We start from the raw sequence: 14,801 nt of genomic DNA, 5'->3' as shown, positions 1-14,801 counted from the left end.
CGTCCCGCACGTCAGTCCATCGCGATTCCGCTCCCCCTTTCCAAGACTCTGAGGACCCGTCATGTCTGTCATCGATCAAAACACCACGTTCTGGGGATATCGCCGCGACAATGGTCGCGTCGGTGTTCGCAACCACGTCATCATCCTGCCGCTGGACGATCTCTCCAACGCTGCGGCAGAAGCCGTTGCGGTGGCCATCAAGGGGACCATGGCGATTCCGCACCCCTATGGCCGACTCCAGTTCGGTCCCGATCTGGACCTGCACTTCCGCACGTTGATTGGTGCAGGCAGCAACCCGAACGTGGCCGCCGTGGTGGTGATTGGCATCGAAGATGGCTGGACCAAGAAGGTGGTTGACGGCATTGCCAAGACGGGCAAGCCTGTGGTGGGCTTCGGCATCGAAGGCCATGGCGACCACAACACCATCATGCGTGCGTCGAAGGCCGCCAAGGAGTTCGTCCAGTACGCCACGGCGCAGCACCGTGTGGAATGCCCGATCGGCGACCTGTGGATTTCCACCAAGTGCGGCGAATCGGATACCACGTCGGGCTGCGGCGCGAACCCCACGGTTGGCAATGCGTTCGACAAGCTTCATCCGCTGGGCACGACGCTGGTGTTCGGCGAAACCTCGGAGCTGACTGGCGGCGAGCACATCGTGGCCAACCGCTGCGCAAACGACGAGGTGCGTCACAAGTTCATGGCGATGTTCGAGCGCTACCAGGGCATGATCGACCGCTGGAAGACCTCCGACCTGTCGGAGTCGCAGCCGACCAAGGGCAATATCGCCGGTGGGCTCACCACGATCGAAGAGAAGGCGCTGGGCAACATCCAGAAAATCGGCAAGAAGTGCACCGTCGATGGCGTGCTGGACAAGGCGGAAGAGCCGACCCATCCGGGCCTCTGGTTCATGGATTCGTCGTCGGCCGCCGCCGAGATGGTGACGCTGTGCGCCGCCGCAGGTTACGTGGTCCACTTTTTCCCCACCGGGCAGGGCAACGTGATCGGCAACCCGATTGTTCCGGTGATCAAGCTGTGTGCCAATCCGCGCACCGTGCGTCTCATGAGCGAGCACATGGACGTGGACTGCTCGGGGCTGCTGCAGCGCGAACAGACGCTGGACCAGACGGGCGACAAGCTGCTCGAATGCATGATGGCCACCATCAATGGTCGCTGGACGGCTGCCGAGGCACTCGGTCACCGCGAGTTCGTGCTGACCCGCATCCACGAGTCCGCATGATGAAGCAGATCTGCATCAGCGAGTTCATGGACTCGGCAGCGGTGCAGACCCTCACCCCGGGTTTCGATGTGCGATACGAACCGGGGTGGGTGGACCAGCGCGCCGATCTGCTGGAAGGACTGGGCGGTGCGCACGGACTGATCGTGCGCAATCGCACCCAGGTGGATGGGGCGCTCCTGGACGCGGCCAGCCATCTCAAGGTGATTGGGCGGCTGGGCGTGGGTCTGGACAACATCGATGTCGATTCCTGTCGTCAACGCGGGATTCGCGTGATCCCGGCATTCGGTGCGAACGCGCGATCCGTTGCCGAATACGTGGTGACCACGGCTGCGGTGCTGCTGCGCGGCGCCTATCTGTCCACGGCGGAGGTAGCCGCCGGAAAATGGCCACGTGCCCGGCTGTCCGATGGCCGGGAAGCGCTGGACAAGACGCTGGGCCTTGTGGGTTTCGGCGATATCGGCAGGCGCACGGCGGCATTGGCACAAGCCTTCGGCATGCAGGTGATCGCCCATGATCCGATGCTCTCCGCCGATGATCCCGTATGGCGTGCTACTGGCGTGCGCTGCGTGCCGCTTGACGAGCTGCTGGCCCAGGCCGATGCAGTGAGCCTGCATGTGCCGCTGGTCGATGCCACGCGGAATCTTCTCGATGTGGGCCGTCTGGCATCGATGAAATCCGGCGCTGTGCTGATCAACACCGCCCGAGGTGGCGTGGTGGATGAGGCGGCATTGGCCGATGCCTTGCGTGCGGGCCATATCGGCGGTGCTGCGCTGGACGTATTTGGCAACGAGCCGTTGCCGGCAGGCAGCCCACTGGCAAACGCGCCCAACCTGATTCTGACGCCGCATATCGGCGGCGTCACGCAGGAAGCCAACGCGCGGGTGTCGATGATGATCGCCAATGAAGTACGCAAAACACTGGAGGCCAGCACATGACTCTTGTTCGCCTGGACGCCCTGGCGCGTACGGCAACGGCTGCCTTGCGCCGTGCGGGTGCAAGCGAGGCGCAAGCCTCGGCTACGGCCTCGGCGCTGGTACGTGCAGACGCCGTAGGGCTGCCATCGCACGGTGTCTCGCGCATTCCCATGTATGTGGCGCACCTTCGTCATGACCGGGTTGACGGTCACGCGGAGCCAGTGGCCAGCGGCCAGCGCGCAAGCTCGCTTCTGGTCGATGCGGCCTGCGGCTTCGCGTTTGCAGCGTGCGATCTCGCCGTCAAGGAGGCGATTGCGTGTGCGCGTGTGACGGGAGTGGGCATTGCGGCCGTGACCAACAGCCATCACTTTGGCGCTGCGGCGTTGCCGCTGGAGGCGGTTGCCGAAGCGGGCATGGTCGGCATTGCAATGGGCAACTCTCCGGCTGCGATGCCTGCATGGGGTGGCAAGCGCCCGCTGTTCGGCACCAACCCGATCGCGGCGGTGTTCCCACGGCGCGGCAAGCCGCCGGTCGTCATCGACCTGTCTCTATCCGAGGTGGCGCGCGGCAAGATCATGGTCGCGGCAAAGCAGGGAAAGCCGATCCCGCTGGGCTGGGCGCTGGACGAAGCCGGCCAGCCAACCACGGACGCGAAGGCAGCGCTGCGCGGGTCCATGCTGCCGGCAGGCGGCGTCAAGGGCGCGATGCTGGCGCTCATGGTCGAACTGCTGGTCACATCGCTGGCCGGTGCGCAGTTCGGTGCGGAAGCCGATTCCTTTTTCGACGACGCAGGGAATCGACCGCGCATTGGCCAGTTGTTCCTGGTGATGGACCCGGGGGCGTTTGCAGGAAGCGCGGCCTATGCGGAGCGTGTCGAAGCGCTGCTCGGTGCCATGCTGGACGACGATGGCGCGCGCGTGCCAGGCGAGCGGCGGCATCGCGCCCGAATGGAAGCGGCAGAACGCGGAGTAGAAGTACCGGAGGCGTTGTGGAACGAACTACGCGCCTTGGCAGGAGAGTCCATCGAAGCTTAACGCAATCCCTCATCCGTACAGCGGCTAGCCTGCGCAAAGACAGGCTGACGACCACAAAGGAGACAACCCATGCATCGACGCTTTCACCTTGGTACGCGCAGAGGCATCTGCTGTGCGTTCGCGACGTTGGCAGTGATCACTACCCTGGCGGGGCCGCGAACCGTGGCCGCGGCACCGCCGGATGTCATGGCGAGTTATCCGGACAAGCCGATCCGGTATGTGGTGCCGTTCGCCGCAGGCGGACTGACGGACCTCATGGCGCGTACGGTTGCCCAGCAACTGACGGAGGAATGGAAGAAGACGATCGTCGTCGAGAACAAGCCCGGCGGGAATGCCAATATTGGCGCGGACCAGGTTGCCAAGGCGCCTGCCGATGGGTACACGTGGCTGGCTGTGACGCTGACGCACGCGTCGAACGTGACGCTGTTTCCCTCCTTGCCATTCAGCATGCAGAAGGATCTGCTGCCGGTCGTGCGGGTGGCATCGTCGCCCATGGTGGTTGTGGTGCCGGTCAACTCTCCGATCAAATCCCTGAAGGAGCTGGCGGCAGCCGCGCAGAAATCCACGTTGAATGCCGGTTCCAGCGGAAATGGCACGCCGCCCCATCTGACACTGGCGCTTTTCGAGAGTCAGAGCAAGGCCAACATGACGCATGTGCCGTACAAGGGTGGGGCGCCATCGATGACGGACCTGATTGGTGGGCAGATCGACGTGGTGTTTTCCAACTTTCCCGAGTCGCTGGCGTATGTGAAGTCGGGCAAGCTGCGCGCCCTGGCTGTCACGACGCGCGAGCGCCATCCCTTGCTCCCGGACGTGCCCACCGTCGCGGAGGCCGGATACCCAGACCTGATCGTCGAGAACTGGACGGGCCTGATGGTGCCGGCGGGCACGCCACGACCCATCGTGGAAAAGATATCGGCGTCCGTGGTGCGCATGCTGGCATCCGATTCGGTGCGTCAACGCATCACGGCCGCCGGTTTCACACCGGCTCCGCAAGGCGGACCGCCGTTTGCGGAGTACTTCGGTACGGAGGTGACCCGGTGGGCCAAGGTCATCGAAGAGAAGCGTATCCGCGTGGAATGACTTCGGCTGCCCGGCGCAACTTCAGTATCATGCAGGTTATCCATATGAATTGCGCCCGGCCACCGACCAGTGCCTTCGCAGCCGCATAACTTGAGGATATTTCCAACGTGGGTTCCAGATTCGACGCTAGCGCTTCCATTGGTGGCGTTCTCTACAAGGATGTGAAGCGGGCCCTGCTGGCCGCGCTCTCGGAAGGCGAGTGGAAGCCGGCCGAGGCGATTCCGTCCGAGCGCAGGCTGATCGAACGGTTCGGCGTTTCCGTCGGGACATTGCGCAAGGCGATCGACGAGCTGGTGGCGGAGAACATCCTGATTCGCCACCAGGGTCGGGGCACGTACGTGGCAACGCATCGGATGGAAGACCACTTCTTCCGGTTCTTCCGCGTCGTGCGCCAGGACGGACACCGGGACTATCCGACCGTGCGTCTTGCAAAATTCCGCCGTGCCAAAGCGGACAAGGCTGAAGCAGCCGCTCTGGGATTGTCGCCGGGGGATGCCGTGTTCCGGTTCTCCAACGTGCTTTCGCTGGAGCGCACACCGGTCATGATCGATGACATCGCAGTGCCGGTCGAAAGATTCCCGACCCTGACCGAGGCGCGGCTTCGCGAGCGTCCGAATACGCTCTACAACTTCTACCAGGACGAGTTCGGCATCAACATCATTCGTACGGACGAGAAGCTCCGCGCGACGCTGGCGAACACGGAGGATGCCGAACTGATGGGCGTAAAAGAGGGTAGCGCCTTGCTACAAGTCTTGCGCGTCGCCTACTCCTATCATGATGAGCGTATCGAGTATCGGGTATCCAAGCTCAATACGACTCACCACGAATTTACGTTCTCGCAGCCTTAGGAAGGCGAATCGTCCTGCCTCCCAGGCACAATGAATTCGACCACCGCACCGCGCGGCTCATTGGGGCTTGCCCATAGCCGGCCGCCATGGGCGTCGATGATGGAGCGGCAGATCGAGAGTCCCATCCCCAGGCCCGTGGGCTTGGTGGTGTAGAACGGATCGAATACGCGCCTGGCACCCTCCTGGCCGAAGCCGGGGCCCGAGTCGCGCACAGCGACATGCACGCCGGCGCCTTCCTCCACACGCGTGATGATCTGAAGGGTCCGGGCACCGTCGGTGGTCGTGCCCATCGCTTCCAGCGCATTCAGGATCAGATTCAGCAGCACCTGCTGCAACTCCACGCGATCGCCTTCGACGCTGGGCAGGTGTTCTGCGAGTGCGATCTCCACCGAGGCACCACTCTTGCTGGCTTCTCCGTGCGTGAGCGCGACTACCTCGCGGATGGCCGCGTTGATGTCCACGGGGGCTTTCCGCGGCGGCGCCTTCTTGATCATGCCGCGTATCCGGCCGAGCACATCGCCGGCGCGGTTTGCATCCTTGACGATGCGGCCCAGCGCTTGTACCGCTTCGTCGACATTGGGCGGTTGCGCGCCCAGCCATCGCGTTGCAGCCTGCGCGTTAGTCAGGGTGGCTGCGATGGGCTGGTTGACTTCGTGCGCAATCGACGCCACGAGCTGACCCATCGTCGATACGCGGTTGGCATGCGCCAGTTCCGTCTGCACCTCGCGATAGCGCCGCTCGCTTTCGCGGAAATTTTCCTCCGCCTGCTTGCGTTCGGTGAGGTCGAGCACGAAGGCCACCCCTTCGGTCCGATTGCCGTCGAAGGTAGCCAGACCGACGATGACCGGCACGCGGCTGCCATCCTTGCGGATGTACTCTTTTTCGAAGGGCTCGGCGCGGCCGGTTTCCCTGGCCGCCGCCTGCGCACGCGCGTTGAGATGCTGGAACTCCGGAGGCGTCAGCGCCTGCCACCGCACCCGGCCCGAGACCAGATCGTCGCGGTCGTAGCCCACCATGCCAAGGAACACGTCGTTGGCTTCGCGGACACTGCCGTCCACATCCCACACAACGATGCCGATGATGTTCGACTCCACCAGACGCAGGATCTTGGCTTCCCGCGCGGCGATATCGCGGTAGAGCCTGGCGTTCTCCAGCGAGTTGGCGGCTTGCGCGGCCACGAGCCTGAGCACGGCAATCCGGGCCGGGCTGAAGGCACGCGGCGCCAGGTTGTTCTCCAGGTAGAGCACGCCGGTCAGCTTGGCGTGGCTCACCAGCAGCAGGCACAGTACCGATCGCACGCGATGCTGGCGGATGTACGGATCTGCCGCGAACAGGGGATCTGTCAGTGCGTCGTCGAGCGCCACGTGCTCATGGGTGCGCAGCACGTGGTAGAGCACAGACTCCGGCAACGTGGCCGCGCTCACGGGCAAATCGTGGATGCGCAGCGCGATGCCGTCGGCGCCGGTGGTGGCTTCTGCGGCAATGCGGTGCGCATCCTCGCCAGACAGGATCAGCAGACCCCGTTCCGCGCCCGCCTGCTCGATGGCCGTGCGCATCACCATGTCGATCAGTTCGTCCAGGACGATTGCCCCGGAAGTGGCTTGCGACACCTTGATGACCGTGGCGAGGTCAAGATGCTCGACCGGCGCTGCCATCGTGCTGGTCGGGCGAAGTGCGGCGGCCTCCGTGCGCAGGTGCGGATGGGCCGCTTCGAGCTGCCGAACCTTGCCATCGGCGCCCCAGCGCAGATAGGCGTAGCGTGCATCCTGCCGGTACACGCGCGCGATCTTTTCCAGATGCCGCTGCGCAAAGAAGCCTGCCGCGAGTTCATTGGCAAGGGCTTCGACGTGGATGAAACTGTTTTGCCTTGCCGTGTCGATGGCCTGCTCGTAGAGCAACTCGGCGTCAATCAACCGGCCGTCCAGGCGGGCGATTTCGGCGCCCACCAGCATGGTGTGGCTGGCGAAGTTCTCCGGGCAGAGTGCTTCCCAGATGCGTAATTCCCCATGATGGGCGACCAGTGTTTCCAGATGCTGTTGGCGCCGATTGGCCGGTGCGGTATCGCACAGCGCAGCATGGGTCAGCGCGGCATAAAAGTGGTACTCGGTTTCTTCGAGAAAGCCGTGCGCGGTCCAGAGCAGCCCATGCACCTTGGATGCGGCATCCAGGGCCGCCGCAAGGTCGCCAGCGAGATAGCGCGCCTGCAGCTTGCGGACCCAGTACCAGCAGGCCGCAATCTCCAGCGATGGCTGCGCCAGATGCTGCTCGGCATGCGCTTCACTGTATGGTTCGTTGTCCAGCCTGCCGAATGCCGGCGTTGCACCGCGGAGCATCCGGATCAGTGCGAGCTGGCTCTCCAGAAACGCGACGACGATGCCGAACTGCACTTTCCTGGCGAATGCCAGGCCAAGTTCGGCCTCGCGTTGCACCTCGGGCAGCGGTTCGCCGATGAAGAGCAGGTTCGAGACCTGGCAGTTACAGGAGAACGCGCCAAACGGGATGTCCCCGATCCGGTTGGCCGTGTCGAACACGTGGCGCAGCTGATCCAGGCAGCCGCGCAACGGTTGCGTCCAGTGTGCGACAAAGATCGAAAACGAATGACGTGTATTGGCTTCGTATCGTTCGAGGCCACGGCGTTCCACCAGTTCGCGGCCGAGCCGGCCGAAGGCGAATCCGGGTTGATAGTCGCCAAACAGCCGTCCGGCAAAGCGGGGAAAGTTGGTGTACGCCACGCAGGATGCATCGCCGTGTCCGTGTGCAAGACTCAGGTTGATGGCCTTGCAAATCGTCAGGCATGCGAGATTGCTGTCGGTGAGCACCGCCGGCGCGAGCAGCGTGGTGAGCGCATCCACGGTGGCCAGCACGTCTGCGTCCTTCATCGGCGGCAGATCGATCAGATCCTCGATCTGCCGGTCGCCCAACCTGGCAAAGATGCCGTCGTACTCGCTGCGTACCATGGCACCATCGGGATGGGGTGACCACTCGATGCCCACGCTACGAAGAAAGTCCAGGCACGCGGCCACAGCCGTATCGCATCGGGCAAGAATCAGGTACAGGTTCATCTGCCAGCATGCCACGCGCGCACGCTCGACCGTGGTGATGGCCCGTCTGGACAGCGCCGCCAGCCGTGCTTCGGCGCGCGGCAGTTGTCCCGTCAGGAACTCGCACTCGGCACGGTCCAACTCCAGCGCGAACATCAATTCATGCTGGTGTTCCCAGCATTCGTCACGCAAGAGTTCGGCACCCGTGGTGACATAGGCGAGCGCCGAGCCGTAGGCGGTGGATGCCTTGGCGCGCCGTCCGGCCACCAGATTGAACGCTGCCAGTTGCTCCCGCTCCGGCCATTCGGTGATCAGCGTCGCGCCGCGATTGAGCTGCCCGACGATGTCGAAGATTGCTTCCTCGTGCCGCGCTGCCGGAATCCGTGCAGCAAGCAAGCGGCCAATCCGCAGATGGGCTTCCGCACGGGTGTCTTCCGGAATCAGCGAGTAGGCGGCTTCATGCACGCGGTCGTGTACGAACGCGTAGGCATCGTCCTGCCGTTCGAGCAGTTCCTGGCGAATGGCTTCCCACAACACGGCATGCGTCTGTGTATCGTCGGTACCCAGTACGGTCGATAAATCCGACAGATCGGCGGCGTTGCCCAGGCAGGCCAGTTGCTGCAATGCCTGCTGCGTCTGTGCCGGCAGGCGGGCCAGCTTGCCGACCATCAGGTCCACGATGTTGTCGGTGTAGCCCTTGGCGTGAATGCGATCGGTCTGCCAGCGCCAGGCGCGCGCGTCATGGTCGAACGTTAGCAGGTCTTCCTCGACCAGGGCCTGCAGGAACTGGATCACGAAGAACGGATTGCCGCCGGTCTTTTCTTCCACCAGTTGCGCCAGCGGCGCGATGTGTTCGGGGTCGCGATACAGTGCCTCCGCAATCATCTGCTGGATGTCGGCGGTGCCCAGCGGCGCCAGCGTGATGTCCTCGATCCGGCCGCCCGCGCTGCGGATGGCCTGCAGCTTGCGCGACAGCGGATGAGATGCATCCACTTCGTTATCGCGATAGGCGCCGATCAGCAGCACGTGACGCAGATCAGGGTCCGTCAGCAGGCTCTCGATCAGGTCCAGCGTGGCCGCATCGAGCCACTGCAGATCGTCGAGGAAGAGGGCGAGCGGATGTTCCGGCCGGGCGAACACGCCGATGAAGCGACGGAACAGCAGCAGGAAGCGGCGCTGCGCCTGCTGCGGCTCCAGTTCCGGCACCGGCGGCGGCTCTCCGATGATCAGCTTCAGTTCCGGAATCAGGTCTGTCATCAGTCGCGCATTGGGGGCCAGCGCTTCGCGCAACGCGTCACGCCAGGCGGCGAGTTCGGCATCGGGCTTGCCAAGCAGTGACCGCACCAGGCTTCGAAATGCCTGCACCAGCGTAGCGTAGGGGATGTCACGCTTGTACTGGTCGAACTTTCCGGAAGCGAACAGGCCGCGCGACGCTACCAGCGTCTTGTGCAATTCGTTGACCACCGATGACTTGCCAATGCCCGAGTAGCCGGAGACCAGTACCAGTTCCGGCACGCTGCTTTGCATGACGCGCGCAAAGGTGGCGCAGAGCCGGTTGACGTCGCGCTCGCGACCGTACAGTTTCTCGGGAATCAGCAGGCGATCCGGCGTGCCATGCTCGTCCAGCGGGAAATCGTCGATGCGGTGCTGACGCTGCCAATCCGCCAGGCAGCGTTGAAGGTCGTGCGCCACGCCCGCAGCCGTCTGGTAGCGTTCCTCCGCAGTCTTGGCCAGCAGCTTCATGACGATGTTCGACACCACGGCAGGCACGTTCGCGCGCAAGCCAGGCGGCACCGGGGTGCGGGCGATATGGCAATGCACCCATTCCATCGCGTCGGTAGCCGTGAACGGCAGCGCACCGGTCAGCATCTGGTAAAGCGTGACGCCCAGCGCATAGAGGTCGCTGCGGGAATCTATCGAGCGATTCATCCGGCCAGTCTGCTCCGGTGCCATATAGGCCAGCGTGCCGGCGATGGTCTCGGGCGGCTGGGGTGCCTGGCGTTCGCGGGGCAGGCGTGTGGTGAGGCCGAATCCGGTCAGCCGCACGTGGCCGTCGGCGCAGTTCACCAGGATGTGGGTAGGCTTGAGATCCTTGTGAACCAGGCCATGCTGGTGGAGCTTGGCGAGCGCTGCGGCAATGCCGACGGCGGTGCGCAGGAAGTCTCCGGTATCGATGGGCGAGCCGACCAGCCGGGAAAGCGGTTCGCCGCCCGGGTCTTCGAGCGTCAGCACAGTACGGCCATCGGCGCGCGTCAGCTTCAGTGGACGTACCGCCCACGTGGCATCGAGCGCGTCTTTCAGGCCAAACTCGTGAGCAAAGCGAGCCAGGCTGGCGGGCAAGGGGTGCTCGGTGGCGGAATGCGCGTAGAGGAAATTGCGGTCGCTGCCTTCTGCCTGATCCGGCCCGCGCGAGAATACGCGCTCGCCGTCGTCCCATAGAATCTGAAGTCTCTCGCCCATCGGCACCGTCACCCTGTATCGCTCTTGATTGACCACGCGTGGCTTCCAGACGTCTTCTTGTTGGTTTGTCTGCTACATTGATCCGTGCAGTCCGGTCTGTCAGTCCGGCGGTGTAGTGTGCGCCACGAAGCGGTCGATCCGCAATCGCGCGTAGGCATTAGGGTAAGCTCTCGCCTCGGCCGCCCCTTATCCGGTGTGGCCCACCGGCCATCCACACAGAGGGACGGGCCGTACTCCTCGATTCCCAGGAATATAGAACGATGAAAATGCTCTCGATCACGAAGACGCTGGCTGCCGCTACCGTGGCGCTTGGCGTGATGGCTGCCGGGTCTGCCTCGGCACAGGAACAGACGGTTCGCCTTGGTACTGTTGGCGGCCCCGATGCCGAAGTCTGGCAGGTGGTGCAGAAGGTGGCCAAGAAGAATGGCCTGAACGTGAAGATCGTGGAATTCAACGACTACGTGCAGCCCAACGCCGCGCTGGATGCCGGCGATCTCGACGCCAACAGCTTCCAGCACCAGCCTTACCTCGACAGCCAGATCAAGCAGCGCGGCTACAAGATGGTCAGCGTGGGCTACACCTACATCTCGCCGCTTGGCATCTATTCCAAGAACCTGAAGTCGCCGAAGGACTTGCCGCAGGGCGCCAAGGTGGCCGTGCCGAACGATCCGTCGAACGAGAACCGTGCGTTGCTGCTGCTGGCCGCGCAAGGCGTGATCAAGCTGAAGGCCGGCGTGGGCACGAATGGCGTGAACGCCACGCCGCTGGATATCGCCGAGAACCCGAAGAAGCTCAAGATCGTGGAACTGGACGCCGCCCAGCTGGCCCGTGCGCTGCCTGACGTGGCCGCTGCGGTGATCAACACGAACTACGCGCTGGCAGGTGGCCTGCAGCCCACCAAGGACGCCATCGGCCTGGAAGACATCCACAGCCCGTACGCCAACATCATCGCCGTACGTACGCAGGACAAGGACAAGCCATGGGTCAAGAAGCTCGTGGCCGCCTATCAGTCCGAGGAAGTGCGCCAGTTCATGAAGACCCAGTTCAAGGGCGCAATGGTGCCGTCGTTCTAAGCTGAACGAACGCCACTTTTTACCCGATGTGAGAACGGCAGCCCGCGTGGCTGCCGTTTTTGCATCTATGGATAGATGAATTGCTTCGTTCGCGTGGACCGGGCGGGGCGTTTATGGTGAGGGTCGCCCATGTTTATTCGATGAAGCCGGAGATAGAAATCGTGTCCACGCCCCTGAAAGTCGTCGCCGTCAACGGCAGCGCCCATCAACCGTCGCGCACGCTGGTGCTGATCCAGGCGCTGCTTGCCGAACTGGAACAGCGGCTCGTGCTCGATACGCAGATCGTTGACCTGAGCGAGATCGCCCGACCACTGGGCGCCGCACTGACCCGCGACGAACTTCCTGCCGACATCGAGGCGCAGGTCGCCGCCATCGAATCCGCCGACCTCGTGATCGCCGCCGCGCCGGTATATCGCGGCTCGTTCCCCGGACACTTCAAGCATCTGTTCGACCTGGTCGGCATGAACGCATTGGCCGACAAGCCCGTGCTGCTGGCCGCCACCGGCGGCAGTGACCGCCATGCGCTGGTGCTCGAACACCAGTTGCGACCGCTGTTCGGCTTCCTGCAGGCATTGACGTTGCCGATCGGGGTGTATGCGTCGACTGCGGATTTCGATGGCTATGCGATTGGCAACGGCGCGCTCGCGGAACGCATCAAGCTCGCGGTAGATCGCGCGGCGCCGTTGTTCGGGGCGTCGGCAAGGCAGTTGCGGCGAGTGGCTTGAGACTACCCTTCCTGATTGTTTTTTCCCCTCTCCCTCCGGGAGAGGGGCAGGGGAGAGGGCAAGCGGTTCAACTTGCGATGGGCTGGCAAGCAGGCCCTCTGGCCCTCTCCCCCAACCCCTCTCCCACTTCGCGGGAGAGGGGAGTAACGCGACTGCCGTGGCGCTAACCTGAGGCAGACTTGCATAGAATTTTTTGTCAACTATACTTGACAAAAAACTGCAAGTCGCCCCTGAGCTATGCACCTATCGGCACTTATGCTTGCTATCCAACGCAAACGGCAGTCGCTCGGCATTTCCCAGCAGCGCCTCGCTGATCTGGCTGGGCTATCCCGGCAAACCTTGAATGGCATTGAACGCGGAACGGTGAACGTTACGCTGGAGAATCTCGTTCGGTTACTCGACGTATTGGGACTTTCCATCTCTATCGATGATCCCGATGTCGCGCGCGCAGCGGCCGGCAAACCTCCCAATGCGCTCCGAATGGCAGCGCTAGGCGCGAACGTGAGTTACTCCGGGGATTTCACGCCTGAGCTGCTCGACGCCGCGCTCGCCACGGGGGAAACCCCGCAGGGCTATCGTGCCCATGTCGCGCAGGTTCTCGATGAAGCGCCGCTGCAACTGATTGTGAAAGCTGTGGCAGAAGTTGCAGCGAGGCACAACCGCAAGCCGGCAGAGATCTGGCGGAATCTGCATCGTCTCGCCGCATCGACTTCCGCTACACGTGATGGGTTGTGGAAATGAGAGTGCAACCGCTGATGGGGGAAGCGTGGGAGGCGCTGTTTCCTCATGCGTTCACCCTGATGGATGAGGTCAGGACGCATGGCGGAGTTGAACCATTCTGGACCTTTGGTGGCGGAACGGTGTTGATGCTGCGATACCAGCATCGGCTGTCCTATGACATCGATCTCTTCGTCCGGGATCCTCAGTACCTCGGCTACGTGAATCCCCGCCTCAGTGCCATAGCGGAGTCCATTAGCGACGACTATATCGAACAGGCCAACTACATCCGCCTGAGGTTGCCCGAAGGCGAGATCGATATCGTGGCCGCCACAAACCTGACTGAGAACCCGTATGAGATATGGGAGATCATGGGGCGAGAGGTGCGTGTCGAGACAGCGGCCGAAATCGTGGCCAAGAAGCTGTTCCATCGGGGATACAGCGGTACTGCCCGAGATCTCTTCGATCTCGCGGTCGTTATCGAGGCAGATCCACAACCACTGCGATGTGCCGCACCGTACCTGCTCAAGTACGCCGATGCATTCATCACCCGACTGAAAGCGCGTCCCGATCTGATGCGGGATCAGTTCTCACTGATCCGTAGGCGTGAGTACTGGCGAAGTTACGAGGAATGTCTCGAAATGGCCGAGGAGTTTCTTGGCCAGTTGAAGTAAGGGCCCGGTTTTTCCCCTCTCCCTCCGGGAGAGGGGCAGGGGAGAGGGCAAGCGGTTCAACTTGCGATGTGGCTGGCAAGCAGGCCCTCTGGCCCTCTCCCCCAACCCCTCTCCCACTTCGCGGGAGAGGGGAGCTAAAACGCTTCAAAGCCTTTCCGCGTGATGCCGCACATGGTCGGCCACAAACGTCGAGATGAAGTAATACCCGTGGTCGTAGCCTGCATGGCGCCGTAGCGTCAGGGGCTGGCCTACTTTGGCGCAAGCCGCTTCGAACGCTTCCGGATAAAGCTGCTCGGCCAGGAATTTGTCCGCCAGTCCCTGGTCGATCAGGATGCCCGCAGGGAAGGGTGCCGAAGCCTGCGCGGCCATCAACGCCGTCGCGTCGTGCTGGGCCCATCGGTTGCGGTCTTCGCCGAGATAGCCCGTGAAGGCTTTCACGCCCCACGGACATTGCGAAGGGGCAGCGATGGGTGCGAAGGCCGACACCGAGCGGAAGCGTTGCGGGTAGCGCTGGGCGAGCACCAGTGCGCCGTGGCCGCCCATCGAGTGGCCGAAGATGCCGATGCGTGCGGGGTCCGCCGGGAGTTCGGCGGTAACCAGATGGAACAGTTCGTCGGCGACGTAGCTCTCCATGCGCCAGTGCATGCGCCACGGCGCTTCGGTGGCATCGACGTAGAATCCGGCTCCCACGCCGAAGTCCCATGCATCGGCCTCGCCGGGCACGTGGGCGCCGCGTGGGCTGGTATCGGGCGCCACGAGGATCAGGCCGTGCTCGGTTGCGAACTGCTGTGCGCCGGCCTTGATCATGAACGTTTCTTCGGTGCACGTCAGGCCGGCCAGGTAGAACAGCGTCGGCAGCGCCTTCGCGCCTGGCACCAGTGCCTGCGGCGGCAGGAACACCGAGAACCGCATCGGCAGCCCGATGGCCGCCGACTGGTGCTGGTAGAAGCGCTGGACGCCGCCGTGGCAGCCGTGTTCGCTCAGCAGTTCCATGG

11 protein-coding genes are annotated in these 14,801 nt (G+C 63.4%); 9 read left to right on the top strand and 2 right to left on the bottom strand.

Features of this window, described 5'->3' with window-relative positions; genetic code table 11:
* Positions 1 to 61 precede the first annotated feature (61 nt).
* From FFS21_RS04490 to FFS21_RS04470, 5 genes are all read left to right on the top strand, one after another.
* Complete coding sequence (locus FFS21_RS04490; RefSeq protein ID WP_137923740.1) at positions 62 to 1,237, top strand: UxaA family hydrolase; 1,176 nt, start codon at positions 62 to 64, stop codon at positions 1,235 to 1,237.
* The gene (locus FFS21_RS04485; protein WP_137923791.1) at positions 1,237 to 2,172 is read left to right on the top strand and encodes a hydroxyacid dehydrogenase; all 936 of its coding nucleotides are present in this window, start codon (positions 1,237 to 1,239) and stop codon (positions 2,170 to 2,172) included. The genes FFS21_RS04490 and FFS21_RS04485 overlap by 1 nt, the downstream gene beginning before the upstream one ends.
* The gene (locus FFS21_RS04480; RefSeq protein ID WP_137923739.1) at positions 2,169 to 3,185 is read left to right on the top strand and encodes an Ldh family oxidoreductase; all 1,017 of its coding nucleotides are present in this window, start codon (positions 2,169 to 2,171) and stop codon (positions 3,183 to 3,185) included. Before FFS21_RS04485 ends, FFS21_RS04480 begins: the two co-directional genes overlap by 4 nt.
* A 69-nt stretch (positions 3,186 to 3,254) precedes the next feature.
* Positions 3,255 to 4,268 carry a Bug family tripartite tricarboxylate transporter substrate binding protein gene (locus FFS21_RS04475; protein ID WP_137923738.1) on the top strand — a complete coding sequence of 338 codons (1,014 nt, stop codon included), beginning with the start codon at positions 3,255 to 3,257 and terminating at the stop codon, positions 4,266 to 4,268.
* A gap of 107 nt (positions 4,269 to 4,375) precedes the next feature.
* A complete protein-coding gene (locus FFS21_RS04470) occupies positions 4,376 to 5,116 on the top strand; it encodes a GntR family transcriptional regulator (protein ID WP_137923737.1) in 741 nt (246 codons plus the stop codon).
* Here the strand turns inward: FFS21_RS04470 and FFS21_RS04465 are convergent.
* A complete protein-coding gene (locus FFS21_RS04465) occupies positions 5,113 to 10,617 on the bottom strand; it encodes a trifunctional serine/threonine-protein kinase/ATP-binding protein/sensor histidine kinase (protein WP_137923736.1) in 5,505 nt (1,834 codons plus the stop codon). The genes FFS21_RS04470 and FFS21_RS04465 overlap by 4 nt on opposite strands.
* A gap of 260 nt (positions 10,618 to 10,877) precedes the next feature.
* Between FFS21_RS04465 and FFS21_RS04460 the strand changes: the two genes are divergently transcribed.
* The 4 genes from FFS21_RS04460 (at position 10,878) to FFS21_RS04445 (ending at position 13,806) form a co-directional block, all read left to right on the top strand.
* Complete coding sequence (locus FFS21_RS04460) at positions 10,878 to 11,690, top strand: MetQ/NlpA family ABC transporter substrate-binding protein (protein ID WP_137923735.1); 813 nt, start codon at positions 10,878 to 10,880, stop codon at positions 11,688 to 11,690.
* Positions 11,691 to 11,851: 161 nt separating this feature from the next.
* The gene (gene msuE, locus FFS21_RS04455) at positions 11,852 to 12,415 is read left to right on the top strand and encodes an FMN reductase (protein WP_137923734.1); all 564 of its coding nucleotides are present in this window, start codon (positions 11,852 to 11,854) and stop codon (positions 12,413 to 12,415) included.
* Positions 12,416 to 12,670: 255 nt separating this feature from the next.
* Positions 12,671 to 13,156 carry a helix-turn-helix domain-containing protein gene (locus FFS21_RS04450; RefSeq protein WP_237380559.1) on the top strand — a complete coding sequence of 162 codons (486 nt, stop codon included), beginning with the start codon at positions 12,671 to 12,673 and terminating at the stop codon, positions 13,154 to 13,156.
* Entirely contained in the window at positions 13,153 to 13,806 is a 654-nt protein-coding gene (locus FFS21_RS04445) for a nucleotidyl transferase AbiEii/AbiGii toxin family protein (protein ID WP_137923732.1), read from the top strand. The genes FFS21_RS04450 and FFS21_RS04445 overlap by 4 nt, the downstream gene beginning before the upstream one ends.
* 144 nt (positions 13,807 to 13,950) lie before the next feature.
* Here the strand turns inward: FFS21_RS04445 and fghA are convergent, their stop codons facing one another.
* Complete coding sequence (gene fghA, locus FFS21_RS04440; protein WP_137923731.1) at positions 13,951 to 14,799, bottom strand: S-formylglutathione hydrolase; 849 nt, start codon at positions 14,797 to 14,799, stop codon at positions 13,951 to 13,953.
* Between the last annotated feature and the right edge of the window lie 2 nt (positions 14,800 to 14,801).

The sequence above is a fragment of the Cupriavidus sp. 2SB genome, from assembly GCF_005503625.1.
Classification (GTDB): domain Bacteria; phylum Pseudomonadota; class Gammaproteobacteria; order Burkholderiales; family Burkholderiaceae; genus Cupriavidus.
The sequence above is the reverse complement of the archived record's forward strand: the minus strand, read 5'-3'. Positions and strand labels throughout refer to the sequence as shown.

Bases quoted from the DNA above. Each gene is read 5' to 3' on its own strand.
- FFS21_RS04485 (WP_137923791.1), top strand. From the start codon at position 1,237: ATGAAGCAGATCTGCATCAGCGAGTTCATGGACTCGGCAGCGGTGCAG.
- FFS21_RS04490 (WP_137923740.1), top strand. From the start codon at position 62: ATGTCTGTCATCGATCAAAACACCACGTTCTGGGGATATCGCCGCGAC.
- FFS21_RS04475 (WP_137923738.1), top strand. From the start codon at position 3,255: ATGCATCGACGCTTTCACCTTGGTACGCGCAGAGGCATCTGCTGTGCG.
- FFS21_RS04465 (WP_137923736.1), bottom strand. From the start codon at position 10,617: ATGGGCGAGAGACTTCAGATTCTATGGGACGACGGCGAGCGCGTATTC.
- FFS21_RS04450 (WP_237380559.1), top strand. From the start codon at position 12,671: ATGCTTGCTATCCAACGCAAACGGCAGTCGCTCGGCATTTCCCAGCAG.
- FFS21_RS04445 (WP_137923732.1), top strand. From the start codon at position 13,153: ATGAGAGTGCAACCGCTGATGGGGGAAGCGTGGGAGGCGCTGTTTCCT.
- FFS21_RS04480 (WP_137923739.1), top strand. From the start codon at position 2,169: ATGACTCTTGTTCGCCTGGACGCCCTGGCGCGTACGGCAACGGCTGCC.
- FFS21_RS04460 (WP_137923735.1), top strand. From the start codon at position 10,878: ATGAAAATGCTCTCGATCACGAAGACGCTGGCTGCCGCTACCGTGGCG.
- fghA (WP_137923731.1), bottom strand. From the start codon at position 14,799: ATGGAACTGCTGAGCGAACACGGCTGCCACGGCGGCGTCCAGCGCTTC.